The sequence below is a fragment of the Ruegeria sp. HKCCD7255 genome, from assembly GCF_013031565.1.
Taxonomy (GTDB): Bacteria; Pseudomonadota; Alphaproteobacteria; order Rhodobacterales; family Rhodobacteraceae; genus Ruegeria.
The window spans coordinates 641,055-666,647 of sequence record NZ_WQAG01000001.1 but is presented as its reverse complement, the minus strand read 5'-3'; the positions used below and the strand labels follow the sequence as shown (position 1 = coordinate 666,647).

31 protein-coding genes are annotated in these 25,593 nt (G+C 58.1%); 8 read left to right on the top strand and 23 right to left on the bottom strand.

Annotation, left to right across the window (positions count from 1 at the left end):
- Positions 1–191: 191 nt before the first annotated feature.
- The 6 genes from infB to pip all read right to left on the bottom strand — a co-directional run bounded on the left by infB (position 192) and on the right by pip (position 7,494).
- On the bottom strand, positions 192–2,666 hold the full coding sequence (infB, locus tag GOX45_RS03190) for a translation initiation factor IF-2 (protein ID WP_171097891.1): 2,475 nt from the start codon (positions 2,664–2,666) through the stop codon (positions 192–194).
- Positions 2,667–2,674: 8 nt separating this feature from the next.
- On the bottom strand, positions 2,675–3,298 hold the full coding sequence (locus tag GOX45_RS03185) for an RNA-binding protein (RefSeq protein ID WP_171097890.1): 624 nt from the start codon (positions 3,296–3,298) through the stop codon (positions 2,675–2,677).
- Between the two features lie 22 nt (positions 3,299–3,320).
- Positions 3,321–4,934, bottom strand: coding sequence for a transcription termination factor NusA (gene nusA, locus GOX45_RS03180; protein ID WP_171097888.1), 1,614 nt, complete (start codon positions 4,932–4,934; stop codon positions 3,321–3,323).
- Entirely contained in the window at positions 4,934–5,524 is a 591-nt protein-coding gene (gene rimP / locus GOX45_RS03175) for a ribosome maturation factor RimP (protein WP_170386826.1), read from the bottom strand. Before rimP ends, nusA begins: the two co-directional genes overlap by 1 nt.
- 174 nt (positions 5,525–5,698) lie before the next feature.
- Positions 5,699–6,520 (bottom strand): ABC transporter substrate-binding protein, encoded by an 822-nt coding sequence (locus GOX45_RS03170; RefSeq protein WP_171097887.1) that lies wholly within the window; start codon positions 6,518–6,520, stop codon positions 5,699–5,701.
- Entirely contained in the window at positions 6,517–7,494 is a 978-nt protein-coding gene (gene pip, locus GOX45_RS03165) for a prolyl aminopeptidase (protein ID WP_171097885.1), read from the bottom strand. The genes GOX45_RS03170 and pip overlap by 4 nt, the downstream gene beginning before the upstream one ends.
- A 48-nt stretch (positions 7,495–7,542) precedes the next feature.
- Here pip and ubiG point away from each other — a divergent pair, with 48 nt between their 5' ends.
- The gene (ubiG, locus tag GOX45_RS03160; RefSeq protein WP_171097883.1) at positions 7,543–8,289 is read left to right on the top strand and encodes a bifunctional 2-polyprenyl-6-hydroxyphenol methylase/3-demethylubiquinol 3-O-methyltransferase UbiG; all 747 of its coding nucleotides are present in this window, start codon (positions 7,543–7,545) and stop codon (positions 8,287–8,289) included.
- A gap of 2 nt (positions 8,290–8,291) precedes the next feature.
- Here the strand turns inward: ubiG and GOX45_RS03155 are convergent, their stop codons facing one another.
- From GOX45_RS03155 to GOX45_RS03140, 4 genes are read right to left on the bottom strand one after another with little or no spacing between them, the layout of a single operon-like run.
- Positions 8,292–8,732 carry a MarR family winged helix-turn-helix transcriptional regulator gene (locus GOX45_RS03155; RefSeq protein WP_171097881.1) on the bottom strand — a complete coding sequence of 147 codons (441 nt, stop codon included), beginning with the start codon at positions 8,730–8,732 and terminating at the stop codon, positions 8,292–8,294.
- A 14-nt stretch (positions 8,733–8,746) separates the two neighbouring features.
- Entirely contained in the window at positions 8,747–9,577 is an 831-nt protein-coding gene (locus tag GOX45_RS03150) for a carbon-nitrogen hydrolase family protein (RefSeq protein ID WP_171097878.1), read from the bottom strand.
- The gene (gene grxC, locus GOX45_RS03145; protein ID WP_171097876.1) at positions 9,577–9,834 is read right to left on the bottom strand and encodes a glutaredoxin 3; all 258 of its coding nucleotides are present in this window, start codon (positions 9,832–9,834) and stop codon (positions 9,577–9,579) included. Before grxC ends, GOX45_RS03150 begins: the two co-directional genes overlap by 1 nt.
- A 38-nt stretch (positions 9,835–9,872) precedes the next feature.
- A complete protein-coding gene (locus tag GOX45_RS03140) occupies positions 9,873–10,637 on the bottom strand; it encodes a ComF family protein (RefSeq protein ID WP_254445912.1) in 765 nt (254 codons plus the stop codon).
- On the opposite strand from GOX45_RS03140, the gene GOX45_RS03135 reads away from it, so the two are divergent.
- On the top strand, positions 10,618–11,448 hold the full coding sequence (locus GOX45_RS03135) for a methyltransferase domain-containing protein (protein ID WP_171097874.1): 831 nt from the start codon (positions 10,618–10,620) through the stop codon (positions 11,446–11,448). The two genes, GOX45_RS03140 and GOX45_RS03135, sit on opposite strands and share 20 nt — an antisense overlap.
- Positions 11,449–11,505: 57 nt before the next feature.
- Positions 11,506–12,555 (top strand): ferrochelatase, encoded by a 1,050-nt coding sequence (gene hemH, locus GOX45_RS03130; RefSeq protein WP_171097873.1) that lies wholly within the window; start codon positions 11,506–11,508, stop codon positions 12,553–12,555.
- Positions 12,556–12,620: 65 nt separating this feature from the next.
- Here hemH and GOX45_RS03125 read toward each other — a convergent pair whose 3' ends face one another.
- Positions 12,621–12,803, bottom strand: coding sequence for a hypothetical protein (locus GOX45_RS03125; RefSeq protein ID WP_171097871.1), 183 nt, complete (start codon positions 12,801–12,803; stop codon positions 12,621–12,623).
- Between the two features lie 139 nt (positions 12,804–12,942).
- A complete protein-coding gene (locus tag GOX45_RS03120) occupies positions 12,943–13,542 on the bottom strand; it encodes a L,D-transpeptidase (protein WP_171097869.1) in 600 nt (199 codons plus the stop codon).
- Between the two features lie 170 nt (positions 13,543–13,712).
- Between GOX45_RS03120 and GOX45_RS03115 the strand changes: the two genes are divergently transcribed.
- Entirely contained in the window at positions 13,713–14,228 is a 516-nt protein-coding gene (locus GOX45_RS03115) for a CAP domain-containing protein (protein ID WP_171097867.1), read from the top strand.
- 51 nt (positions 14,229–14,279) lie between these two features.
- Here GOX45_RS03115 and GOX45_RS03110 read toward each other — a convergent pair whose 3' ends face one another.
- The 7 genes from GOX45_RS03110 to GOX45_RS03080 all read right to left on the bottom strand — a co-directional run bounded on the left by GOX45_RS03110 (position 14,280) and on the right by GOX45_RS03080 (position 19,063).
- Entirely contained in the window at positions 14,280–14,744 is a 465-nt protein-coding gene (locus GOX45_RS03110; RefSeq protein WP_171097865.1) for a PTS sugar transporter subunit IIA, read from the bottom strand.
- 61 nt (positions 14,745–14,805) lie between these two features.
- Complete coding sequence (hpf, locus tag GOX45_RS03105; RefSeq protein WP_171097863.1) at positions 14,806–15,369, bottom strand: ribosome hibernation-promoting factor, HPF/YfiA family; 564 nt, start codon at positions 15,367–15,369, stop codon at positions 14,806–14,808.
- A 253-nt stretch (positions 15,370–15,622) separates the two neighbouring features.
- Positions 15,623–16,381 carry an LPS export ABC transporter ATP-binding protein gene (gene lptB / locus GOX45_RS03100; RefSeq protein WP_171097861.1) on the bottom strand — a complete coding sequence of 253 codons (759 nt, stop codon included), beginning with the start codon at positions 16,379–16,381 and terminating at the stop codon, positions 15,623–15,625.
- Entirely contained in the window at positions 16,381–16,875 is a 495-nt protein-coding gene (locus GOX45_RS03095) for an LptA/OstA family protein (RefSeq protein ID WP_171097860.1), read from the bottom strand. Before GOX45_RS03095 ends, lptB begins: the two co-directional genes overlap by 1 nt.
- A 3-nt stretch (positions 16,876–16,878) precedes the next feature.
- Positions 16,879–17,490: an LPS export ABC transporter periplasmic protein LptC gene (lptC, locus tag GOX45_RS03090; protein WP_254445911.1), complete on the bottom strand. Its 612-nt coding sequence runs from the start codon at positions 17,488–17,490 to the stop codon at positions 16,879–16,881.
- Positions 17,490–18,452, bottom strand: a complete 963-nt coding sequence (locus GOX45_RS03085) for an SIS domain-containing protein (protein ID WP_171097858.1) — start codon at positions 18,450–18,452, stop codon at positions 17,490–17,492. The genes lptC and GOX45_RS03085 overlap by 1 nt, the downstream gene beginning before the upstream one ends.
- Positions 18,449–19,063, bottom strand: coding sequence for a ribonuclease D (locus GOX45_RS03080; RefSeq protein ID WP_171097855.1), 615 nt, complete (start codon positions 19,061–19,063; stop codon positions 18,449–18,451). The genes GOX45_RS03085 and GOX45_RS03080 overlap by 4 nt, the downstream gene beginning before the upstream one ends.
- 168 nt (positions 19,064–19,231) lie before the next feature.
- Here GOX45_RS03080 and GOX45_RS03075 point away from each other — a divergent pair, with 168 nt between their 5' ends.
- From GOX45_RS03075 to GOX45_RS03060, 4 genes are all read left to right on the top strand, one after another.
- Positions 19,232–20,551: an MFS transporter gene (locus tag GOX45_RS03075; protein ID WP_171097854.1), complete on the top strand. Its 1,320-nt coding sequence runs from the start codon at positions 19,232–19,234 to the stop codon at positions 20,549–20,551.
- Between the two features lie 54 nt (positions 20,552–20,605).
- Complete coding sequence (locus GOX45_RS03070) at positions 20,606–21,034, top strand: Lrp/AsnC family transcriptional regulator (RefSeq protein ID WP_171097852.1); 429 nt, start codon at positions 20,606–20,608, stop codon at positions 21,032–21,034.
- Between the two features lie 72 nt (positions 21,035–21,106).
- Positions 21,107–21,829, top strand: a complete 723-nt coding sequence (locus GOX45_RS03065; RefSeq protein ID WP_171097850.1) for a transglycosylase SLT domain-containing protein — start codon at positions 21,107–21,109, stop codon at positions 21,827–21,829.
- Complete coding sequence (locus tag GOX45_RS03060) at positions 21,826–22,923, top strand: flagellar basal body P-ring protein FlgI (RefSeq protein ID WP_171097848.1); 1,098 nt, start codon at positions 21,826–21,828, stop codon at positions 22,921–22,923. Before GOX45_RS03065 ends, GOX45_RS03060 begins: the two co-directional genes overlap by 4 nt.
- 38 nt (positions 22,924–22,961) lie before the next feature.
- Here the strand turns inward: GOX45_RS03060 and GOX45_RS03055 are convergent, their stop codons facing one another.
- The 4 genes from GOX45_RS03055 to GOX45_RS03040 are packed head-to-tail and all read right to left on the bottom strand — an operon-like array spanning position 22,962 to position 25,554.
- A complete protein-coding gene (locus tag GOX45_RS03055; protein WP_171097846.1) occupies positions 22,962–23,606 on the bottom strand; it encodes a DUF1523 family protein in 645 nt (214 codons plus the stop codon).
- 10 nt (positions 23,607–23,616) lie between these two features.
- Complete coding sequence (locus tag GOX45_RS03050) at positions 23,617–23,883, bottom strand: hypothetical protein (protein WP_171097844.1); 267 nt, start codon at positions 23,881–23,883, stop codon at positions 23,617–23,619.
- 1 nt (position 23,884) lies between these two features.
- Positions 23,885–25,222, bottom strand: a complete 1,338-nt coding sequence (locus tag GOX45_RS03045; protein ID WP_171097842.1) for a DUF6638 family protein — start codon at positions 25,220–25,222, stop codon at positions 23,885–23,887.
- On the bottom strand, positions 25,219–25,554 hold the full coding sequence (locus tag GOX45_RS03040; RefSeq protein ID WP_171097840.1) for a hypothetical protein: 336 nt from the start codon (positions 25,552–25,554) through the stop codon (positions 25,219–25,221). Before GOX45_RS03040 ends, GOX45_RS03045 begins: the two co-directional genes overlap by 4 nt.
- Positions 25,555–25,593 lie beyond the last annotated feature (39 nt).

The window sequence follows — 25,593 nt, the reverse complement described above, 5'->3', positions numbered from 1 at the left end:
TTTGTGCGCGAAAGCAGACATTAGAAGCCAGAGAGCGAACGGTAGCAATGTCCGCAAATCAGCCCAAGGCCTAGACCTCAGTTCATTTGTTCCACTGCTAGCCTCGTCCAAAGACTGGCCAGCACCCGGCACCCCACAAAAAAACAGCGGCCCAAAGGGCCGCTGCGTTGCATTTCACTCACCAGACCGGATCAATCCAGTGTGCGCGTAACCTCTTCGCGTTCGAAGATTTCGATCACGTCGCCCTGGCGGATGTCGTCGTAGTTCTCAAACGCCATACCACATTCCTGACCCGACTGAACTTCGGCCACTTCGTCCTTGAAGCGTTTCAGCGTCTTCAGCGTGCCTTCGTGGATCACCACGTTGTCGCGCAGCAGGCGGACGCCGGCGGAGCGGCGGGCAACGCCTTCGGTGACCAGACAGCCGGCAACCTTGCCGACGCCGGTAACTTTGAAGACTTCGCGGATTTCGGCGTATCCGATGAACTTTTCGCGGATCTCGGCGCTCAGCAGGCCGGAAGCGGCAGCTTTCACATCATCCACAAGGTCATAGATGACCGAGTAGTACCGGATCTCGACACCCTTCTGGTTCGCCGTGTTGCGCGCCGATGCGTTGGCGCGGACGTTGAACCCGAAGACCGGTGCGCCAGAGGCTTCGGCCAGGCCCACATCGGTTTCGGTGATCGCACCAACGCCTGAATGCAGCACGCGTACGCGGACCTCATCATTGCCAATCTTTTCCATAGCCTGAACGATGGCTTCGGCAGAGCCCTGCACATCGGCTTTGACGAGGATCGGCAGCTCGGCCACGTTCTCGTCTTCCTTGGCCTTCTGCATCAGCTGCTCAAGCGTTGTCGCAGCACCAGCAGCAGCGCGTTTGTCCTTGGCGGCTTTCTCGCGGTATTCGGCGATCTCACGCGCCTGCGCTTCGGTTTCGGTCACGTTCAGAACGTCACCGGCCTCGGGCGTGCCGTTGAGGCCCAGAACCTCGACCGGAACCGAGGGGCCCGCTTCTTTGACGCGGTCTCCCTTGTCATTGATCAGTGCGCGGACCTTACCGTATTGCTCACCGACAACGAAGATATCGCCCTGATGCAGCGTGCCATTCTGAACCAGAACGGTGGCCACAGGACCACGGCCCACATCCAGCTGCGCTTCGATCACGGCACCTTGGGCAGCGCGGTCGGGGTTGGCTTTGAGCTCCAGAATCTCGGCTTGCAGCGCGATGGCCTCAAGCAGTTCGTCCAGGCCCTGGCCGGTCATGGCCGAAACCTCGACGTCCTGAACCTCACCCGACATCTTTTCGACGATCACTTCGTGCTGCAAAAGGTCGGTGCGCACCTTGTCCGGGTTCGCTTCGGGCTTATCGATTTTGTTGATCGCCACGATCATCGGAACACCGGCGGCTTTGGCGTGATTAATCGCCTCAACCGTCTGCGGCATCACCGCGTCATCAGCGGCCACAACCAGAACCACGATATCCGTGACCTGAGCCCCGCGCGAACGCATCGAGGTAAAGGCCGCGTGGCCCGGCGTATCCAGGAAGGTCAGCGTGGTGCCGCCATCGGTTTTCACCTGATAGGCACCGATATGCTGGGTGATCCCACCCGCTTCGCCAGCCACAACGCGTGCATCGCGGATTGCATCCAGCAATGAGGTTTTACCGTGGTCAACGTGACCCATGATGGTGATGACCGGCGGGCGCGATTTCAGATCTTCGTCAGTATCCTCGACCTCTTTGATGACGTCTTCAACGTCCGAGTCCGAGACGCGGGTGACCTTGTGGCCAAATTCTTCGATGATCAATTCTGCGGTATCGGCGTCGATGGTCTGGTTCTGCGTCACCATCATGCCCATCTGCATCAGCGACTTGACCACATCGGCCACGCGTTCAGCCATACGGTTGGCCAGTTCCGAGACCATGATGGCCTCGGGTAGTTGCACATCGCGGATCACCTTTTCCCGCTCAACCGGGCCGCCCATGGCTTTCTGGCGCGCGCGCTCTTGTTTGCGCTTCATCGCCGCCATCGAGCGTTGGCGATTGCCTTCGCCACCGGTGGCTTGACCCAGTGTCAGTTTGCCCGAACGACGGTTGTCATCACGGCCTTTGCCACGACCACGCTGCTCGCGTTCACGGTCTTGTTTGCGCGGGGTGGCTGCGGGTGCAGGTTTGTTGGCCGGGCCGCGCGCGGGCTTGACCTCTTCCGGCGCGGGGGCAGCAGCAGCACGTTTGGCAGCTTCTTCCGCTTCCTGACGCTTGCGCTCTTCTTCTTCGGCCTTAGCGCGGGCGCGTTCTTCGGCCTCGCGCTGTTCACGCTCTTTGGCTTCCTGTTCCGCACGACGACGGGCGCGTTCTTCCTCGCGCGCCTTTTCAGCCGCTTCACGCTCAGCGGCCTCTTCGACCTCGCGGGCCTTGGCCGCTTGCAGCGCTTTCATCCGGCGCGCCATTTCCGCGTCAGAAATACCCGCTGGGCGACGCGACGGATCACCCGAAGGCGCAGCTCCGCCACCCGGCTTGCTTGCGCCCGGCTTGGGGACCACGACGCGTTTGCGTTTGGTTTCCACCACGACATTCTTGGTGCGTCCGTGGCTGAAACTCTGTTTCACATTCCCGGGGCGTGCCCCGCCACGAAGACCCAATGTCTTTTTGCCGTCACTATCGCTCATAAAGCTTCTTACCCTTCCGAGCGGCCCTTGCCGCCGTCATCCGTTTCGCGCAAGCCACGCAGGCGCTGCGCTTCCTCTACAACACGTTTGGCGAGTCCGCCAGAGGCCAGCGCCGCATGAATCACGGTTTGGCGCCCAAATGCCTGTCCTAATTCATCCGCAGTCAGCCATCCGATGTATTTCCCGAAATGCGGCGTGCTCAGTTTCGACTTGCCGCGTCCCGATCCATCGCTGGCCTGAATCAGCACCTGGGCCTCATCCCGGTCCAGCCACGTCTTGACCTTTTCATACCCGGCGACCGCATCACCGGACTTGCGCGCAAGGCTGATCAGTTCGATCACCCGTCGCGAAACCTGTTTTTCGACCTCGTCCACCAGATCCTTGGGCACAGTCACCTGAGCCTTGAACCCGCGCGCGAACAGCTTTTTACCCACCGCAGTGGCCAGCGCATCGCGGTCAGCCGCCACATAGACCCCGCGTCCCGGCAGTTTTGCCGCGACATCGGGATAGACCTGACCGTCCGGCCCCGTCACAAAGCGGACCAGCCCATGTTTGGGCTGAACCTCGCCTGTGGCGATGCACTTGCGCTCGGGGTCTTCCGACCGATCCTTATGGACGCCACCGCGACCCATCTAAGCCACCCGAGGCCTGAGATCAGGCCTCGACCTCCTCGTCGGTCGCTTCGCCATCTGCTTCGATCTGTTCCAACTCGGCCGGATCAACCCAGCCCAGCATAATGCGTGCGGTCATCACCAGATCTTGCGCTTCTTCCAGCGTTACGCCGAAAGGCTCTAGCACACCGTCATCCTTGATACGCTCACCATCAACTGTGGTCCAGCCTCCGGCCAGTTCCCAGTCGGCGCAGGTTGCGAAGTCTTCCAGCGTCTTCACATCATCCTTGGCCAGTGCTTCCACCATTTGGGGTGTCAGGCCTTCGAATTCAATAAGGCTTTCTTCGGCGCCCAGAGCACGTGCGGCATCCAGCGCGGCCTTGGCCTGCGCCTCGAGGAACTCACGGGCACGGGTTTGCAATTCTTGCGCGGTACCTTCATCCACACCGTCGATGACCAGCAGTTCTTCGATCTCGACATAGGCCACCTCTTCCAGGTTTGTGAACCCTTCCGAAACCAGAAGTTGAGCGAAGAATTCGTCCAGATCCAGGCTGTCCATAAACAGCTGGGTGCGGGCTTCGAATTCCTTCTGGCGGCGCGCTGATTCTTCAGCTTCGGTCATGATATCGATATCCAGACCGGTTAGCTGGCTGGCCAGACGCACGTTCTGACCACGACGACCGATGGCGAGGCTCAGCTGTTCCTCAGGCACCACAACTTCGATCTTGCCAGCCTCTTCGTCCAAAACCACTTTGGAGACCTCGGCAGGCTGAAGCGCGTTCACCAGGAACGTCGGCTGATCTTCGTTCCAGGGAATGATGTCGATCTTTTCGCCCTGCAACTCGTTCACAACGGCCTGTACCCGGCTGCCGCGCATACCAACGCAAGCGCCAACGGGGTCGATAGAACCGTCATATGAGATCACGGCAATCTTGGCACGCGAACCGGGGTCACGCGCCACGGCCTTGACCTCGATAATGCCGTCGTAGATCTCGGGGACTTCCATCTTGAACAGCTCGGCCATGAATTCCGGCGCTGTCCGCGACAGGAAGATCTGATGGCCGCGCACTTCGCGGCGGACCTCTTTGATATAGGCGCGCACGCGGTCATTTGGGCGATAGCTTTCGCGACCAATCTTGTCATTGCGGCGCAGAACGGCCTCGGCACCGCCCAGATCAACGATGACATTGCCGAACTCTTCGCGTTTCACGGCGCCATTGATGATGGTGCCTGCGCGATCCTTGAATTCTTCGTACTGACGATCCCGCTCGGCCTCACGCACCTTTTGCAGGATAACCTGCTTCGCAGATTGCGCGGCGATACGGCCCATTTCGACCGGAGGAACTTCTTCAACAAAGACGTCACCGACCTCGGGGTTTTCCATATATTGCTTGGCTTGTTCGACAGTGAACTCGGCCTGATAATTCTCAAGCTCTTCATCCTCGACCACGGTGCGCACGCGGGTAAAGGTCGCCTTGCCGGTTTTGCGGTCGATGGACACGCGGATGTCCATCTCGGCGCCGTAACGGCTCTTGGCGGCGCGGGCGAGCGATTCCTCCATCGCTTCGACAACCAGACCGGGGTCGATCATCTTTTCGCGGGCCACGGCCTCGGCGGTCTGCAACAGCTCCAGTTGGTTGGCTGAGGTGATTGCCATCAGTTCGTCTCCTCTTCGGACCCTTCGGTCTCAATCTCGTCGAAAGCGTTTTCGTTCAGGGCACCGGCGTCTTTGCGCTGGCGCAGCATTTCCTTGATCAGATCATCGGTCAGGACCAGCTTGGCATCGCTCAGCCAGTCAAACTGCAGACCGATGGTGATCGTCTCGGATCCTTCGGGGATGTTGATCAAAACCTCGTCCCCTTCGATCCCGGCCAACTCACCTTTGAACCGGCGGCGTCCGTCGATCAATTCTGCGGTCTCGATCTTGGCCTCATACCCTTCGAAAGTCTCAAAATCCTTGAGACGGGTCAAAGGGCGGTCGATCCCTGGGCTGGATACCTCAAGCGTATAGGCGTCGAGGATCGGATCCTCGACATCCAGCGTGGCGCTGACCGCGTTCGAAATCTCGGCGCAGTCATCCACTTCGATGCCACCATCGGGCTTGTCGGCCATGATCTGCAAGGTGGTCTGCTTACCGCTCATCAAACGGATGCGCACAAGCTCATACCCCAGATCCTCGATCACGGGGGTGATGATCTCGGCCAGTCGCCGGTCAATGGCAGCTTTGGCTATCAAGTCATTTGTCATCAGGTTCTCTACCCTTCAGTCGGGCACAAAAAAACGGGCGCGCGGCCCGTCGAACTTTCCGGTGGAGCCTCAGACCTTCGCCCGACACGCCGCTGTTACGGAGGCATATACGCAGGATGGCCCGAGTCTGCAAGACGATTGTCTGAGAATGTGATCAAGGCGATCTTTTTCGCCTTAGGCGATCCACCATCTTTCGGCCAATCGCCCATCATCCAACGCGCGGGACTGACCCAATTGGCGCGGCAAACCAACCATCGAGGCCACCGCAAGCGCCATGTCCGATTCGGACGGGTGAAAGCGCAATCCGCGCACGCCCTTCAGCCCGGCGGCATCAGGCAAGGCCGCAACATCCACGTAACCATCGCGCAGCGCCTCGGCGCGCACGGAGGGATCGGGGATCACGATCACCTCAACCGCATCGGCCCAACCGGCGGTTCCGGCCTTATAGTGATTGTCCACGCGGCGGCCTAGGAAATGGCGATTGTCTTCGGCGCGCTCGACCCGATAACAGCCGGTGCCATTGGCCGCGTGCAGAGGCGAAACCTCTTGCCCGGCGCCGGTTATCACAAAGGGGCTGTCGGCCAGAAGAAACGGCAAACCAGGGTTGCTGTCGGTCAGCTCCAGCCGCAACTGGCGGGGCGACAGGGCTTCAGCCTGGCCAACGCGGTCCAGAACGGCCAATACATCGGTCACGTCCAGCGCAGCGCCATCGTGGAACAGCACGTCTTGGCGCAGATCAAAGGTCCAAACGCGCGCCTCGGCATCCGTATGCCAGCCTGTCGCCAGCTCACCGCGCAACGTGCCATCGGGTGCAATCTCGGTCAGCGTGTCAAAGACGGCCCCTCGCGCCACCAGATCCAGGCTGTCATCACGCGGCACCGCCAGACGCAGGGTCCCGCCCTGTTTCGGCGTATCCGCCAAGGTCGCGCCGGTGGCCGCCAGCAACGCTGCGGCGGCACCTGAGGCGAACAAGGCACGGCGGTCAATCCGGGTCATGACAGGCCCTCGGCAATCCGATCCATAATGCGGATCAACTCGGCACTGATGCCGGGTTCGGACAAGGCATGCCCAGCGTTACGAACCATCTTCAGCTCGGCATTGGGCCAACGCTCTGCCAGCTCCCAAGCAGCTTGCGGCGGGCAGATCATATCATAGCGCCCCTGCACGATGAAGCCGGGGATATCCTGAATCTGATCCATCTGATCCAGAATCTGGCCATCTTTTTCAAGGAACGCCTTGTTGATGAAATAGTGATTCTCAAGCCGCGCAAAGGTGCGCGCATATTCACCCGGGCTTTCCCCGACCGACCCATTGGTATGCACCGAAGCCAGCGCGTTCTCCCAATGCGACCAGGCCCGCGCATAGAGGATTTCCGTCGCGCGATCGCCTGAGAAGAGGCGTTTGTTGTAGGCTGCAATCGTATCCTTCAGCTCGGCATCGGAAAGAAGCGCGGTGAACTTGGCCCATTGCTCGGGCCAGAACTTGCCTGCGCCGCCGCCATAGAACCAATCGAGTTCGGATTGCGTGGCCAAAAAGACGCCGCGCAGCACCAGATGACTGACACGATCCGGATGGGTCTGCGCATAAATCAAGGCAAGGGTCGCGCCCCAGCTGCCGCCAAACACAAGCCACTCTTCAATCTCAAAGAGCTTTCTCAAACGTTCGATATCGGCGACCAGGTGCCATGTGGTGTTGTTTTCCACCGACGCGGTGGGCCTTGATCGCCCACACCCACGCTGATCAAACAGAATCACCCGATAGACCTGCGGATCGAAATACCGCCGCATTGCCGGGCTGCAGCCACCACCTGGGCCACCATGCAGAACCACAACCGGGATCCCTTTGGGATTTCCGCATTGTTCCACATAGATACGATGCCCATCGCCCATATCCACCATCCGCTGATCGAACGGGTCGATCGGCGAGTACAGATATTGAACTGCGCGCTTTTGGTCCGGGTACTTGTCCATTATGGCCCTATATAGTCCTTAAGCGTAAAAGAGCACACGGAGACAGGAATGCAAGCGCATCCGAACACGGTGGACCCGTCCGAGATCGCAAAATTTGAAGCGATGGCTGCAGAATGGTGGGATCCTCACGGAAAATTCAAACCTTTGCACATGCTGAACCCGTGCCGGCTGGACTATATCACGCAGCAAATTGCCGGTGAATTCGATCGTGACCTGACCGCGCCGAATCCCTTTGCAGGCCTGCGCCTGCTGGATATCGGCTGTGGCGGTGGGTTGCTGAGCGAACCGATGGCGCGTTTGGGGGCCGAGGTCGTGGGCGCCGACGCGGCTGAGCGCAACCTACCCGTCGCGCGTATCCATGCCGAGCAATCAGGGCTTGAGATCGACTATCGCCACACCACCGCCGAAGACATGGCCGCCGCAGGCGAACAGTTCGACGTGGTGCTGAACATGGAAGTCGTCGAGCATGTGGCCGCTCCCTTGGGCTATCTGACCGCTACGCAACAGCTGCTGAAACCCGGCGGCTTGCAGGTCTGTTCCACCATCAACCGCAACCCGAAATCCTATGCGGTGGCCATTTTCGGAGCCGAGGTCGTCATGCGCTGGCTACCGCGTGGGACGCATGAATGGAACAAGTTCATCACCCCCGATGAGCTCTTTGACCTGCTGCGCCAGGCCGGGCTGGACCCGGTGGATCGCAAGGGGTTCGTGTTCAACCCGATCCTGTGGAGTTGGTCGATCTCGGATCGCGATCTGAGCGTGAATTATGTGACGGCGAGTGTGAAGCCTGGGTAGGGTTACTCCCCCTCTAACTGCAACCGCAGATCCCTCAACACAGGCAGCGTACTCCGCACCCGTTCCAGCCCCAGCTCTCCGACCACGCGGTTGATCAGCGGGGCAATCGACGAAATCGCCTGATCGCGCGCGCGGCGGCCGGCTGGGCTGATGGCGACCATTTTGCGGCGGGCGTCGTCCCAGTCGGGGCGGATGTGAATGTATCCGGCCCATTCCAGCTTGGCCAAGGTGTTGGTCATTGCGCCGCGCGTGACGTGGAAGGTGCTGGCCAGCTGCGCTGGCGTCCGCTCATCCCCCACAAACACCAGGTGGTTCAGCACCGAGAAATGCGAGATTTCCATGCCCTTGGGCAGCACCCGGCTCAGCCGGTTGCGCAACAGTTGATCGGCGGTCAGGATCTCGCTGAACAGCGTGACCGCCAGGGCATTTTGTTCGTCCGTCATATCTCGGTTCTGGATCAGGGCCCTGTAAAAGGCCGAACATGCGTCAATGAGGGCACGCGGCGGCGCGCCTCTGACACAGAACTATCATCCAAATCGAAAATGTGAATGCCCGGATCGGTGCCTGCGTCGATCAGCACCTCTCCCCACGGGGCGACAACCAGGCTGTGCCCATGGGTCTGGCGGGTTTTTCCGCGCGTCTTCGGGTGCGTGCCGGTTTGCGCCGGGGCCAGAACCCAGCACCCGGTTTCAATCGCCCGCGCCCGCAACAGGGATTCCCAATGGGCCGCACCAGTGACCGGGGAAAAAGCCGCCGGAACCGTCAAAATCCGTGCGCCCGCCTGCGCCAGCGCGGCGTAAAGATGCGGGAAACGGAGGTCATAGCAAATCGTCAGCCCGACCTTGCCAAAATCCGTCTCGGCAATCACCGCTGTTTCGCCCGGGCGATAGTTCTTCGATTCGCGAAAGGTTTCGGATTCGGTAACCTGCACATCGAACATATGGATCTTGTCATACCGCGCCACGATCTGACCCTGCGCGTCGATCATGAAACACCGGTTGGCAAAGCGGCCATCCGCATCATGCGTCTTGATACCCAACGAGCCGATCAGCAGCCAAATGCCCAGCTCGGCGGCCTGCGCACGCAGACCTGCCAAAGTGATGTCGTCTTCTTCATGCTGCAGAACCGCGCGCTGCCGCGTGGTGCTGGTCGAGACGCAATTCGTCACCTCGGGCGTCAGGACAAAGCGCGCATCCTGCGCGGCCGCGTCAGTCATCATCGCGCGCACCATGTCCAGATTTTCGGCCGGATCGTCCGATGAGGTGATCTGCAGCAGGGCTGTTTTCATCAGGCCGCAAGCAAACTGTCCAGCTTGCCTTGACGCTCAAGCTCATACAGATCGTCGCAGCCACCCACATGCTGCGAGCCGATGAAAATCTGAGGCACGGTGCGTTTACCACCCGCACGCTTGATCATCTCGGGCTTGCGTTTTGGGTGTATCAGAACGTCGACTTCCTTGAACTCGACACCCTTTTGTTTCAGCAAACGCTTGGCCGCGTGGCAAAAGCCACAAAGCGGCGATGTATAGATCTCAACCGGTTTCATTTTCCGTTTCCTTCGGGTTTCGCGCAATCTTGAGCGAATTAGGCATCCTTGGCAACGCGCGCCAGAGCCAACACGAAAATATGATTTGCCCGTGCGGCCTGACACACACGGGTACACGCCGCCAGAGTCGCGCCCGAAGTCATGACATCATCGATCAGCAGGACATCGCGCCCTTTGATATGGTGTCCCCGTTTGGGATGCACGGCAATGGCACCGTCCAATATGTCCGCGCGCTCGCCCGCGGTTTTACCGTCCAGAACTGGCGTTCGCACCCTTCGCAGTAACAGATCCGGGATGCATTCCTGCCCGACCTCGCGCGCAAGGTTCTGCGCCAAAAGGGCAGACTGGTTATAGCGCCTCTTAAGCAGGCGTGACCAATGCAAGGGCACCGGCGCGATCAGCATGTTCGGGCGAAACAGCCCTTGCCCTGCCTGCGCCAGCCATCTTGCTGCTGGTCGGGCCAGCTCGGGCCGGTCACCGTGTTTGAGGGCCAGGATCAAGGATCGCGCTTTGCCGTCATACAACATCGCAGCGCGACCCGCCTGCCAAGGGGGTGCAGTCTTTAGGCAATCGTCACATTCGATGCGATGATCATCCTCTTCACCCATCACCGGAACACCACAGCTGTCACAGACGGCTCCACCAATAAACGGCGTCTCGCGCCAGCACGCGCCACACAGACCGAAATCGGATTCGGTCAACGCACCGCACCCCATGCAGCGTGGCGGATAGATCAGCGCAAGAGCTGTTTGAATCCGCTGCGTGATGCGATACTTGCGCGCTATGAAACTGCCTGAACCCAACGCACCCTCTTTGTTTGACCGCACGGCCATCCTGCGACACCGCGCGCGTGCGCGGGACGAAGCGCTGTTTCTGCACCGCGCCGCGATCGACGAGGTGCAGGATCGGCTCTCCATGGTTAACAAAACCTTTACGGCGCCCGCGATTGTGACACCGTTTCCGCATGTCTGGTCTGATGTCTTACCCGGCGCCATCACCGCCACCGATGACGAAGTGCTTGCTCTGCAATCCGGCGCCCATGACCTGGTGATCCACGCAATGGCGCTGCACTGGGCCAATGATCCGGTGGGGCAGCTGATCCAATGCCATCGCGCGTTGCAACCAGACGGGTTGCTTCTCGTGCTTTGCCTGGGCGGAGAAACCCTGCATCAGCTGCGCGCCGCTTTGGGTCAGGCCGAGATCGAGGTTACCGGCGGCCTCAGCCCCCGCGTCGCACCCATGGCCGAGTTGCGAGATCTGGGCGGGCTGCTGCAACGGGCGGGGCTTGCTCTGCCGGTTGCAGATGCCGTGCCCTTGACCGCGGAATATCGCGATATCTGGCATCTGATGCGGGACCTGCGCGAAATGGGAGAGACCAACACGCTGTCGGCACGGTTGAAATACCCAACCCGGCGCGCCGTATTTGACACCGCCCAGCAGTTTTACGCAGAACATTTCCCAACCGCTTCGGGCCGTTTGGCAGCCACCTTCGAGATGATCTGCCTGACCGGCTGGTCGCCCGATGACAGCCAACCCAAACCCTTGCGCCCGGGATCAGCACAAATGCGGCTGGCGGATGCATTGCGGACCGAAGAAGGTAAACTGCCTGATTGACGCCGGGTTGAATCCCCTTATCTCAGGCCGGAACAAAAGAAAGTCAGGACGCCCGATATGTTTGATGCCACTCGCCCCGCCCATGCCCCCGCCGACCATCCCAAGGTCAAAATGGGGCGCGTTGGGATTCTGCTGGCCAATCTGGGGACGCCGGATGACTATACCTATTGGCCAATGCGCCGGTATCTGAACGAGTTCCTGTCGGATCAGCGGGTCATCGATTACCCCAAGTGGAAGTGGCAGCCGATATTGCAGGGGATTATCCTGACCAAGCGCCCCTTTAGCTCGGGCGAGGCCTACAAGTCCATATGGAACCACGACAAGGGTGAAAGCCCATTGATGACGATCACCAAGGATCAGACCGCCAAGCTGCGCGATGCGATGCACAATCGGTACGGAGATCAGGTGGTGGTCGATTTCTGTATGCGCTATGGCAACCCATCGACCAAATCCAAAGTGCGCGAAATGGTCGAGGCAGGCTGTGACCGCATCCTGTTTTTCCCGCTTTACCCGCAATATGCCGGGGCTACGACGGCCACGGCCAACGACCAGTTCTTCCGCGCCTTGATGGACGAAGCCTGGCAACCCGCCAGCCGCACCGTGCCCGCCTATTTCGACGAACCGGCCTATATCGACGCTTTGGCCGGGTCAGTAGAGGCCGCCTATGCCGCGATGGAGACCAAACCGGATGTACTGGTCTGTTCCTATCACGGCATGCCGGAACGCTATCTGATGCAAGGCGATCCCTATCACTGCCAATGTGCCAAAACCTCTCGCCTGTTGAAAGAAAGGTTGGGCTGGGCAGATGATCAGCTTGTATCGACCTTCCAGTCGCGGTTTGGCCCGGAAGAGTGGCTAAAGCCCTACACCGTCGATCATGTGGCTGACCTTGCAAAACAGGGCAAAAAGAACATCGCGGTTATTGCCCCGGCCTTTTCAGCCGATTGCATTGAAACGCTGGAAGAGATCAATGAAGAGATCAAAGAGAGCTTTGAAGAGGCTGGCGGAGAAAGCTTTACCTATATCCCGTGCCTAAACGACCAAGACGCCCATATCGCGGCGTTAGGGAAGGTCATTCAAGACAACCTGCGCGGCTGGCTCGAGTAAGCAGCGCCTCAAACAAAAAAGGCGGTGGAACGATCCACCGCCTTTTTCAGGAATTCTGTATCGAATTAGCTTGCGGCAACAGCAGCAGCAACAACGACCAGCAGGATCAGCGGCAGGATGATGCCCTGCGAAGAACCTTGAGTTTCCTCGACGATAACCGGCGCTTCAACGACCGGCTCTTCCAGGTTACCCGCATAAGCGGTCGAAGCAGCGGCGGTCAGTGCAGCGGCGAGAACGAGTTTCTTCATATTAACCTCCAGAATTTGCACGATTCCAATTAGCGAAACCGCACATCTAAGACTTACCTCGTAAGTTTTTCTAATCAGCAATGCCCGAGGAATGCAATTGCAACTTGCGATTCAGTCCGCGCGCTGCGCGAAAATGTCGTCATATTAGCAACACTTGCGTGCCGACTTTGGCCATCGAAAACAGCTCGGCGATGTCTTCGTTGAACAAACCAATGCATCCGTTCGACGACCTGCGGCCGATTTTGCGCGTGTCATGTGTTCCGTGGATGCGATAATACTTCCAGCTGAGGTACAAAGCGTGTGTTCCCAATGGGTTATCCGGTCCAGGCGGAATGAAGTCCGGCCATTCGGGGTTCCGCTTTTTCATCGAAGGGGTCGGTGCCCAGCTGGGACCTTCGACTTTGCGGATCACGCTGGTCCGTCCCCGGCGGGTCATTTCTTCGGTCAAAGGCACTGAAGACGGGTAGAGTTTGTACACTGATTGATCATCTGACCAATAATGCAGCGCACGCGAGACCGTATCGACAAGGATCGCGCCGTTTTTGGTGTTTGAAAAGTAAGGCTGCCAGTCCAACGCCCGGAAACCCGAGATATTGCGGCGCACAGCGGGCTCGGGTTCCGGTGCCGGGCGCAAAGGATCGCCTGGGATGTATTGCGCAACCGCGGGCGAGGCCAAACTTACGGCGGCACCAGCCAAAAATCCCCGGCGCGTGGTGTTCGAAATTGGTTTCTTGACCATCGGATACGGTCCTTTTCCAAGCACAAATGCGAATATCTATGGTATTTTATGGCGATAATGCTTCAGTCGCAAACCAAACCGGCAGATTCACGCAACATTCTCTCATTGCATGTTTGCCCCCTAGGCTTTCGCAAGCTATTTCCGGTGAGGACACAAATTTCGGACCCATCATGACGCGTATTCTTCCCTTTCTGTTGATTTGTTTGGTCGCTCTGGCGGCTTGTACTGATTCGGCGACGACCACTTTGGGCACCGATGGCAGGCCGTTGCCGACGGTCTACAAAATCCGCGGCAACCCGGAAAAGCTGCAATTCCGCATGGTTGATTCGGTGAACGCTTTGCGTCAGGCCTCTGGCCTGCAACCTGTACAACTGAATGCGCAACTCAACGCTGCAGCTGCCACGCATTCCAAGGACATGGCCCGCCAGAACCGGCCCTGGCATTTCGGGTCCGATGGTTCATCACCATTGGATCGTGCCGCGCGGGTCGGCTATTTCGGGACATTCCTCGGCGAGGCGATCTCGGAGACGTTTGAGACCGAAACCGAAACGCTGGCCGCCTGGATGCAAGAGCCCGGGCCGCGATCCGTGATCATGGATCCGCGCGCCACGCAAATGGGGTTCGCGTGGCATCAGGAAAACAACGGCAAGATCTGGTGGACGTTGGAAATGGGCACCGGCGGCTGAGCGCAGCCTGTCTCATTCAAAAGCCCCCGTTTTTCCGGGGGCTTTTTTGTATCACGCGGCCTGAACCGACTGTGCTTCGGTCAGGATTGCGTAGATTTTGACCGGGTCCGGATTGGCTCTCAGCTTGGCGCAGACGGTCTGTTCGCGCAGTGTCCGCGAAACAAGGGCCAAAGCCTTCAAATGGTCAACACCTGCATCTTCTGGCGCAAACAACGAAAAGGCCAGGTCGACCGGCTGACGATCGACCGAACCGAAATCAATCGGCTTTTCCAAAAGCACGAAAACGCCAGTGACAGAGTCAATGTCTGGCAGCCTCGCGTGCGGCAAGGCGACACCATGGCCTACTCCCGTAGGGCCCAGGCTTTCTCGCTCCAATAGGCTTTCGACAATGGCCTGCGCATCCATGCTCAGCGCCGCAGACGCAACGTCTGCGATTTCCTGAAACAATCTCTTCTTGCTAGAGGCCGCAGATAGAATGCGTACCGCCTCGGGCTTCAATATGCTCGAAAGCTCCATGATCACGCTCCAATGACGCAACAATCGCAATCGCGAAAGTTCGTCTTAGTATCCTTGCCTGTTACGGATCGATCCAACCGATATTACCGTCATCGCGACGATAAACGACATTCAATCCATCCTTGTTTTCATTTCGGAACACCAAAACAGGTGCGCCCGCAAGTTCCATTTGCATAACGGCCTCGCCCACGCTGAGAGATGGAATTTTTGTTTCCATTTCAGCCACAATCATGGGCTGCAGCGTTTCTGGCTCGTCTGCCACGTCCGAATCGTCAGACGCGAGGATATAAGAGGACGCACCAAAGAGTTCAACCGGCTCGACCCGGTCCTTGTGATGGTCTTTCAAACGGCGCTTGTACCGCCGTAATTGCGTTTCCATTTTGTCACAACACGCCTCGAAAGCTGCATAGATTTCGGTTGCGTGGGCTTTGGCCTGCGCCGTCAGCCCTGTGGACAAATGAACAGTGGTTTCACACACATATTCATGCGCCGAACGGGAAAACACGACATTGGCGTCGGTCGGTCTTTGAGCATATTTGCCCACAACCTCGCCCAGCTCGGTCTGCACATGGGTCTGCAGAGCCGCACCGATGTCGATCTGTTTTCCGCTGATTTGGTAACGCATGTGGTCTCCTTCACAATTCACACCCATTCTGACATTGCGTCGCGCAACGTGCCTGTTTTTATCGGGTGGGGGATAGCGACATGTCCCGGGGTTGTCTGAGATCACACCCTTCAAAGAAGGGGCATCCTGATCCAGATTGGAACCGAAGAAATGCCATGTGCCAATTGAGGCAAGAGACAGCCGAAGAGTCAATCAAAACAGGTCGTGTATATACGCGATTTCGCCTAACAATTTGGCGTCTTTCCGCGCAACGTCATGAAATCCTGAAGTTTTCGCCCAGATAAACACGGCGCACGTTTTCGTTTTCCACAACTTCATCGGGAGTGCCGGACATCAGCATCTGCCCGTCATGCAGGATGTAGGCACGATCGACAATCTCAAGCGTTTCCCGCACGTTATGGTCTGTGATCAAAACACCGATCCCGCGCTTCTTCAGATCGGCCACCAGATGACGGATATCGCCGACGCTGATCGGATCGACCCCTGCAAAAGGCTCGTCCAATAACAGATACTTGGGATCTGCAGCCAAGCAGCGCGCTATTTCGACGCGCCGCCGTTCACCCCCGGACAAGGCCAGGGCGGGTGCGCGGCGTAGATGCTCGATCGAGAAATCCGACAGCAGCTCTTCCAACCGCTCTTTGCGGCGGTGAACGTGGTCCACGGTAATGTCCAGAACGGCGGCGATATTGTCTTCGACGCTCATGCCCCGAAAGATCGACATTTCCTGCGGAAGATAGCCGATGCCCAACCGGGCCCGGCGATACATCGGCAGGGTTGTCACGTTTTGACCGTCGATTGTCACCGTACCGGCCTCGGGGAACACCAGACCTGCAACGGAATAGAAGGTCGTCGTTTTGCCCGATCCGTTAGGGCCCAACAGCGCCACAACCTCGGAACGATCTAAGGTCATCGAGACATCGCGGATGACGGTTTTCTTGCGATAGGATTTACGAAGCTTTTCGATCCTCAGACCAGATGAGCCTTCTGCAACCGTAAGTTTGGGTTTCGCCATCAGTTGCCGCCACCCTGCTGCAATATGGTTTTGACATTGCCGCTCATGGTTGCGGTGCCTGTGGTCAGGTTCGCTTCCATCTCGTCGCCGCTGATCACGCTGGGCCCCTGGGTCAAAAGCACATTCCCGCGCATGTTGATGACACCGGTATCGATCGTGTACTCTGCCCAGTCGCCTTCTGCCGCATCCGGCGGACTGACCAGCACCACATCTTCGGTCGCTTCCATCCGTTCAATGGCCGAACGTTCCTGATTGTAGATCACAAGAACCCGCTCAGCCGTCAGACGCATCTCGCCTTGAATAACGATCACATTGCCGATGAACTCGGCCGAGCCGTCTTCCTGGTTGACGTTCAAGGTTTCCGAGGTGACTTCGACCGGAAGTGTAGGGTCAGCATTTGGCGACCCGAACGCGACCTGCGCTTCTTGCCCCGCAACAGGTATTGCCGTGAAACTGAGGGCAACGGAAACAAGGGCGGCGCGCAAATCAATCACAAGTTATCTTTCTGCTTTTGGGGGTTCGTATATCAGTTTCACCCCATCTGTAAAAAGAATATGGACCGGGCCATCCTTTTTTTTAGTTCCAAAGGTCATGCGCCCGGCTGTAAATTCTCCAATCGGACCAACACCATCGACCCGCCCTGGCGTATCGCCGCGGATTTCATCCAGCGACGTGTTCAGCAGATCGGTGGTCACCTGAATACCGTCAGCCGTCAGGATCACGACATCGCCTTCAAAGGTGGCTGTGCCTTTGTCGGGCCGAATAGAGCCGGTATTCGATTCAAGCGTGATGACGCCACCGTTGTGCAGATTGTAAGTGCCGTGAAATTCCGTTGCTGTGGGCATATCCCGGTCAGTGCCCTGGGCCGCACGGATCGCTTCTACCCGAACCTCCTCGCCGTTGCGCGTCACCCCTTTGTAGTCAGGCATCGTCACCACCTGATCGGCCAGCCGTTCGTCAATCGCTTCGGCTGTGAAGGGCACCGAGACATCCGTTTCGATGCTGCGCGACAGCAGAAAGACCGAGGCCAACAGCAGGATCGCCGCCAATGGCAGCAGCACCTTGAGGAACTGCACCATCCGGGAATAGCGATCCATGGTATTGCGCATCAGCCCAACCCGACGCGCAAGCAGTCATGGATGTGAAGCAGTCCTTGCGCCAGGCAGCCTTGCTCCGGCTCGACCACAAACAACGAGGTGATCTTGCGTTCATTCATTATCGCGACCGCTTCTTCGGCCAAAGCGCCGGGCGCTATCGTCATCGGATTGCGCGTCATCACATCTTCGACTGCCTTCTCCAGCAACCCATCCATGTTACGGCGCAAATCCCCGTCGGTCACGATCCCCAACAGACGCCCGTCGGCATCCGTGACCCCAACCACGCCAAAGCTCTTCTGACTCATGACCAGTAACGCTTCGCTCATCGGGGTATCGGAGAGCACAACCGGAATATCGGTATGCATCAAGTCGCGCACCTTGCTCAGCTGCGCGCCCAATTTGCCACCGGGATGGAAATCGCGGAAATTCTCGGGCTTGAAATCGCGGTATTTCATCAGGGCAATGGCCAGCGCATCACCCATCGCCAGGGTCAAGGTGGTCGAGATCGACGGTACCATGCCGAACCCGCAGGCTTCACCCAGTGACGGGATCAGCAAATGCACATCGGCCTGTTTCATCAGCGAGCTTTCGGGTTTGCTGGACAAGCCAATCAACGGGATGCCAAAGCGGCGCGTGAAGGCCAACAGATTGGCAAGCTCGGGCGCTTCGCCCGAGTTGGAGATTGCCAGAACCACGTCGCCTTTTGACACCATACCCAGATCACCATGGCTGGCCTCGGCCGGGTGCACGAAATAGGCAGGTGTTCCGGTGCTGGCCAAAGTGGCTGCTATCTTGTGACCGATATGTCCCGATTTGCCGATGCCGCTGACGATCACGCGGCCTGATGCCTGCAGGATCATGTGCACGGCTTCGGCAAAGTGCTTATCCAGACCGTCGGCCAGCACGTCCAGCGCACGGGCTTCGTCGGTTACGACCTGCCGGGCCGTTTTCAGGAATGCTTCGTTATCGGTCATGAGTGCGCAAAGATATCCGTTTCGGGCCAACCTGCCAGGTCCAGCTTGGCACGCATGGGAAGGAAGTCAAAACACGCCTGCGCCATTTCGGTCCGACCTTCGCGGGCAAGACGCCCGTTGAGCGCATCCCGCAAGCGGTGCAGATACAGAACGTCAGACGCGGCATAGTCCAGTTGTGCGTCGGTCAGGGTTTCGGCCCCCCAGTCGCTCATCTGCTGCTGTTTCGAGATATCGACGCCGATCAGTTCCTGACAGAGGTTCTTCAGCCCGTGCCGGTCTGTATAGGTGCGCACAAGACGACTGGCGATCTTGGTGCAATAAACCGGCGCCGCCAAAGCGCCAAATGCGTGATACATCGCCGCGATATCGAACCGTCCAAAATGGAACAGTTTCAAAACCTCCGGGTTCTCCAGCATAGCACACAGATTGGGCGCCTCGGTCTGGCCTTTTTCGACCTGAACAATATGGCTGTCACCGTCGCCTCCCGACATCTGGATCACGCAGAGCCGGTCACGATGCGGGTTCAACCCCATGGTTTCACAGTCGATGGCCACAACAGGCCCCAGGTCCAAGCCGTCTGGCAGGTCGTTTTTGTAAAGATGGTTCGCCACGCGACTAATCCTTTGAGCGATATTGCCCCCGAGATAAGAGGTTTGCCCCATAAACTCAACGCCATCTAAGGGGCATCGGCCAAGCGGTGCCAAACCCAAGCCTTCAAAGCCATTGCCTTTTTGTTGAAAGCCACAAAAGCTGGGACGCATGTCGAAGGCTGAATTCCGATGTTGAACGTTCTCAGAAACCGAACCTATCGCCACCTGCTGGCCGCACAGATCGTTGCCCTGACCGGCACCGGCCTTGCGACGGTTGCTCTGGGCTTGCTCGCATATGATTTGGCGGGTGACGCCGCTGGTTTGATCCTTGGCACCGCGCTTACGATCAAGATGGTTGCCTATGTCATCGTGGCACCGTTGGCTGCGGCATTTGCCGAACGTTTGGATCGCCGCAAGATGCTGGTTGTTCTCGACCTGATCCGCGCCGCCGTGGCGCTCTGCCTGCCTTTCGTGACCGAGGTCTGGCAGGTCTATGTTCTGATCTTTGTTCTGCAATCCGCCTCGGCCGGGTTCACGCCGGCATTTCAGGCCACGATACCAGATGTTTTGACCGACGAGGCGGATTATACCCGCGCGCTATCGCTATCGCGACTGGCCTACGATCTGGAAAGCCTGCTGAGCCCGGTTTTTGCAGCTGCTTTATTGTTACTGGTCAGCTTCAACAGCCTGTTTTGGGGGACCGCCTTGGGCTTTGTAGCGTCGGCCCTCTTAGTCGTGTCGGTCGCCCTGCCCTCGCCCAAACCCAGCAGGCCCCGGGGAATCTATGACCGCACGACACGCGGCATCAAAATCTATCTCAAAACACCCCGGCTGCGCGGTCTGCTTGCGCTGAACGCAAGCGCTGCAGCGCTGAGCGCCATGGTCATCGTGAATACGGTTGTGATTGTGCGATCTGATCTTGGGTTGTCCGAAAGCGCGGTGGCCATCGCGCTGGCCGGGTTTGGCGGTGGATCAATGCTCGCCGCCTTCACGTTGCCCCGACTGCTGGACCGAATCGAAGATCGCCGCGTCATGCTCGGTGGAGCAATTCTGGGTGCTACGACAATGGCCTGTGCTGCGATCTTGGCAGCCCATGTCCCGTTAACGCTCGGACTACTGGTCGCGCTGTGGGCGCTGACCGGGTTCGGCTATTCCACCACGCTGACACCATCAGGCCGTCTGTTGACCCGATCCGCGCATCCCGAAGACCGTCCTGCCGTGTTTGCCGCGCAATTCACCCTGTCGCACGGGTGCTGGCTGGTGACTTATCCACTGTCAGGTTGGTTGATGACCGTGTCAGGCGCCGCAGTCGCGCTTGGTAGCATGGCGGCGCTTTCTGTCTTGGGGATTGTCGCTGCATTTGGCCTCTGGCCGCGCAAGGACCAGGATCCCATCCAGCACGATCACCCAAACCTGCCGCCCGACCACCCACATCTGGCAGGGGGTCTGCCCCACGCTCATCCCATCATCATCGACGACCTGCATCCAAAGGTCCCTCGGCAGGCTTGAGACCACGGGCAAATCTGCCATAACCAAATACATGCGCCCTGTACCGGAGCCCCAATGGATCAGCTGAATCGTCGTATCATCGCCGCTCTGCAGGCTAATGCCCGCGCCTCGACCACGCAGATTGCCGGTGCCTTGGGCGTGGCGCGCACAACCGTCCACGAGCGCATCAATCGCATGGAAGAACGCGGCGTGATCGCGGGCTATACAGTGCGTTTGGGGGCGACCGAAGATACGCCCAAAGTGCAGGTCATCGTGATGCTGGAGGTGCAGCAGAATGAGACCACACGTATTGTGAAACGGCTTGAGGCCTATCCCGAAGTCAAACTCTGCTTCTCGATCAACGGAGATTTCGACCTTATGCTGTCAGCCGAGGCGCCTCGGCTTGAGGATCTGGATATTCTGGTTGATGAACTGGCGAAAATCCCGGGCGTGTTGCGGACCAATACAAGCGTTGTCTTTGGCCGCCGGATTGATCGAAACTGAAGCGGTGCTAACCCTCTGTAAAGGGAAACCCCGCTAGCTTGGCCCGGACCAAAAGAATCCCGGACCGGCAGAATGCCCAATCCTTTCAACTTGATCCTTGCGCTGTGGGCGCATGTTTTTGCCCTCATGGGTGCGGTGGCGCAGGCTTCGATCTGTGATCAGGCCGCGCGTCATGCAGCGCAGGCCGAAAGGGTACCCCTGGACATCCTGCGCGCCATCACACGGGTGGAAACTGGGCGCGCCAAAGACGGGCAGCTGATCCCCTGGCCCTGGGCCGTCAATGTCGAAGGCCAAGGCTATTGGTTCGGGTCCGAGGCTGAAGCCAAGGCCTATGTCTTCAAGATCTTCAAGTCCGGCACGCGCAGTTTCGATGTCGGGTGTTTCCAGATAAACTATCGCTGGCATGGAAACGCGTTCCGCTCGATCGACGCCATGTTCGACCCCCATGAAAACGCAGAATACGCCGCGCGGTTTTTGAAACAGCTATACGCGGAACTGGGAAGCTGGCCCGCCGCTGCCGGAGCCTATCATTCCAGAACCCCAGACCTGGCCCAAGCCTATACCAGCCGCTTCCAAACCGTGCTGGCGCAGCTTGGCGCGGCCGAGGCGCGCATCGAACAGGCCGCAACGCGCAACGCGGCGGCCATGACCAGCATCGAGTTTGCACGCAATCAACTGATCGCAGCGGACCCGTATGAAACGGCCACACAATTGCAAACCGTCCAGTTCCAACTGGAAAGCCACTATTCCGTCACCGTGCGCAACGCGGGTCTGTCGCTGGTGAACTTCCTATGATCCGCCTCCTTGCCCTGATCCTTTTGCTTTTGCCGAGCCTGGCCAGCGCTGGCACCATTCGCCTGAAGGATCTGGTGGATTTCGACGGCGTGCGCGGCAACGATCTTGTCGGCTATGGCCTTGTTGTCGGTTTGAACGGCACCGGAAACGGGCTGCGAAACTCGCCCTTTACCGAAGAGATCATGTCCAGCATTCTCGAACGTCTGGGCGTCAATGTGAACGGCGAAGACTTTCGGCCCAAAAATGTCGCAGCGGTTCTGGTTACAGCCACTTTGCCTCCGTTTTCGCGTGTGGGCAGTCAGATCGACATTACCGTTTCCGCTATTGGCGACAGCAAAAGCCTGTTGGGTGGCACCTTGATCATGACCCCGCTGAATGCCGCGGACGGCCAGATTTACGCCGTGGCCCAAGGCACTGTTTTGGCCGGCGGCGCGGTCGCAGAAGGAGAAGCAGCCTCGGTCGTGCAGGGCGTTCCAACGTCGGGCGTTATCCCTTCGGGCGCTCGCGTTGAACGTGAGATTGACTTTCAACTGTCATCGCTGACCCAACTCAGACTGGCCCTGCGCGAGCCGGACTTTACAACTGCCGGGCGCATTGAGGCGGCAATCAATACCGAGTTCAACCGGGTCGTGGCTATCATGCGCGACTCCGGCACCGTTGAGATCAACATAGAGGCCACCCGCGCGGTGTCGACTGCGCATGCCATCGGCCGGATCGAAAACATACTGGTTGAGCCTGAAACCAAGGCCCGGGTCGTGGTCGATCAGCGATCGGGCACGATCGTAATGGGCAGGGATGTCCGAATCTCACGCGTGGCCGTCTCGCAAGGCAATTTGACCCTGACGGTCGAAGAAGCCCCGATCGCGGTTCAACCAAACCCGTTTGCACGGGGTGAAACCGTTGTTGTCCCGCGTACAATTGCAGGCATCGAAGAAGAGGAAGGCACTGGTCTGGCCGAATTCCCCGAGGCCACAACTTTGTCCGAAGTGGTGGCCGGTTTGAACGCACTGGGTGTGTCACCACGCGACATGATCGACATCCTGAAAACGATCAAGGCGGCTGGCGCGCTACATGCTGAATTTGTTGTCAGGTAAAGGACGGCGATGGAATAGCCGATAGACCCTGTTCGATCTTACTTCGACTTCCAACTGTCCAGCCACCGTCTGAATCCCTTGCGCTTTTCGTCAATCGCGTCACCTGCGGCATACAAGCCGTCTTCGACATTTTCCAAAACGGGATCGATCCGTCTTTGCCGGAAACGGCGCCACCGAACCCACAGAGCCCAAACGATGGCCGCAAACACGGTCAGGAAAATGATATTGAACCAAGGGATGATACGGACATCCGGGCCTTCGACATGTCGAATGAAAATCGCATTAGGGAAGATTGACATAAACTCGTTCCGCCAGCCATAATGGGTGACCACTACCCAATCCGGATCCTCTTTCGTCGACTTTGCATCATTCGCTTCGGTATAAAGGTTCGCCGTGTCGAATTTGAAATAGGGCGGCCAACCCCAGCCCGTATCTTCGTTGCGATACACGATGGGTTTGCCATTGGCGCGCACCGCCTGAATGAATTGAACGTCGCGGTTCGACAAGCTGGTCGATTGATCCTCGGGTTCAGACCAGAAGATCCGCGTCCAATCGTTCAGATCCTGACGTTCCTCATAAGTGTTCACGATCCGCACGACATCATGTTGCGGCAGCGCATATTGGAGGATCGTGCCAAGCGTGATCCAGAAGACAAGAATGAAACCCCATTTCAGATAAGCCATGTCTTATCCCTCACATGTAATTCACGATATAGATCAGTGCGCCAACAGCGATCCAGGGCACAATGTAGACAGCAAGTATCAACTTGCGCCGGAAAGAATTGTCATAGACGTGCAATCCGCGTTCAACAAACGCGTTCTTGTCACCGGTTTTGCCTTTCTCGTCCCACCAGCTTTCCAGCTTTTGCCGCCGGACACCGCGCGAGTAAAGAGACAGCGCAAAATATGCAACCGTCTGTAAAAACAAAAGGATCAGAAACAGTCGTAGCGCTCCGAGCATTTCAATCCCTCCTTACAGAACCCCAGGGCCCGACACGAGCAATCAGATCGTCACTGATCCGATCCTCACCGCTCATATCAGGCTCATGCCCGAACAAGGCCGCCCGTGCACCTGCTTTGTCCAGCTGATACTCGCGGGCAAGGAAATCGGCAACATAGGCTTTTTTGCTTTCAGGCCACTGGGCGTAGGTCGCATAGAACAGCTCTTTGTGGCAAATGAACATCTGGCGCGGATCCAGTGGCGCCAGCTCGGTCAGCAACATGTTTACCAAATCCCGATGCGGCGTGTTGGCCGCCCGCAGAGTATAGAAATAGGCCGGGTGATCCGAGGTTATGCGCGGCCACCGCCCACCATCCGTTGCCCAGCGCAGCAGCTGCGCCAACCCGTGATAGGCCTCAGGCAATTGGTCTACATGACGGCGCGCAAGATGGCGCAGGTCCCGGCGGTCCAAGCCTTTCAGGTCAACATCGGCATGCGCAGCCGCCGACACCGTCAGAAAATCCATCTTTTGCTTCAAAATGGCAGCAGAATCCACGCCGCGCGCCTCGATGATGGTTTCCACGAGCTTGTTATAGTTCAGAAATTTGGCGATCTCATTGTGCTGCGACATGTGAAACACATATTCCAGCGGCAAGCCGTCTGGCCGTTCCCCCGCAAAAATCGCAGCCGGATGCTCAAGGTCAGGAAACAGATAAAGCCCGCCATAATGCGCCGTCCAGAAATTTGGCTGATCAAACGCGGTGTGGCGCAAACGGACAGGGTTGCGTGTAACGTCGCCTGTATCTTTGGCCGCTTCGATCATCCTGGCGATCAGAACATCGTCGAACCAGGCGTCCTCTTCGGTTTTGAACTGCTCGACCATTTCCGCCAATTGCTCGGCCTTGCGCAGGGTGCCGCCCACCGTATCCGCCTCGATCTCGATCTTGCTGAGCGTCAGCAGATCAACTGGCGTGGTAAGTTTGAAGACCGAGTTCACCAGCTCTCCGGCCACCGCATCCGTTGCGGTCAGAGCAAACAGCTGCGCTTCGTTCTGTTCGATAAAGTCGCGCAAGATTTCGCGCGAGGTTGAGAATTTGACATTCAGCAGAGGCGCGCGTTTCTGCTCGGTCGTCAGCAGGATGAACTGCCGATTGACCCCATTGGGGTTGAGGTAAAGCGGGTCACCCAGTTCCTGCCCGATCTCGGGGGAATAGCCCGAGATATCGATATGAAAATCCGCAAGCGCGGTGGTCTTACCCGACAGATGCTGTAACGCGCGATTATACCGCTCGACCAGGACCGTGCTGGAGATGTGGACAAGATTGCCAAACATCAGGCCTTTTTCGATGAGGCGGATCATGACGACAACCTATGCGCAACTTGAAGATCAATTCCTTTGGCCAAGCCGACCCAATAGGGTGCCGACAAAATGAGCCCCCCCATCAGGAGTACGGAGGGCTCTAGACGCTGACCCAAACCCCAAATTTCCAAAACAAGAACACCGGAAAAAGCGATAACGCCGAAGTATACGGCAACTACAAAACCCAAACTTGCGGTCCACCAAACAAAGAAACGCAACCACATGAACGCTCCCTTTGGAACAGGCAAGAGACGCCTTATCACCCAACGGACGAACTTTATGCCAATATAGGCAAGAAGAGTACAGGTTATCAGGAAGATGATATCTAGCACTCAGGCTCTCCCGCTAAACAGTTCGAGCTTATATTCAAC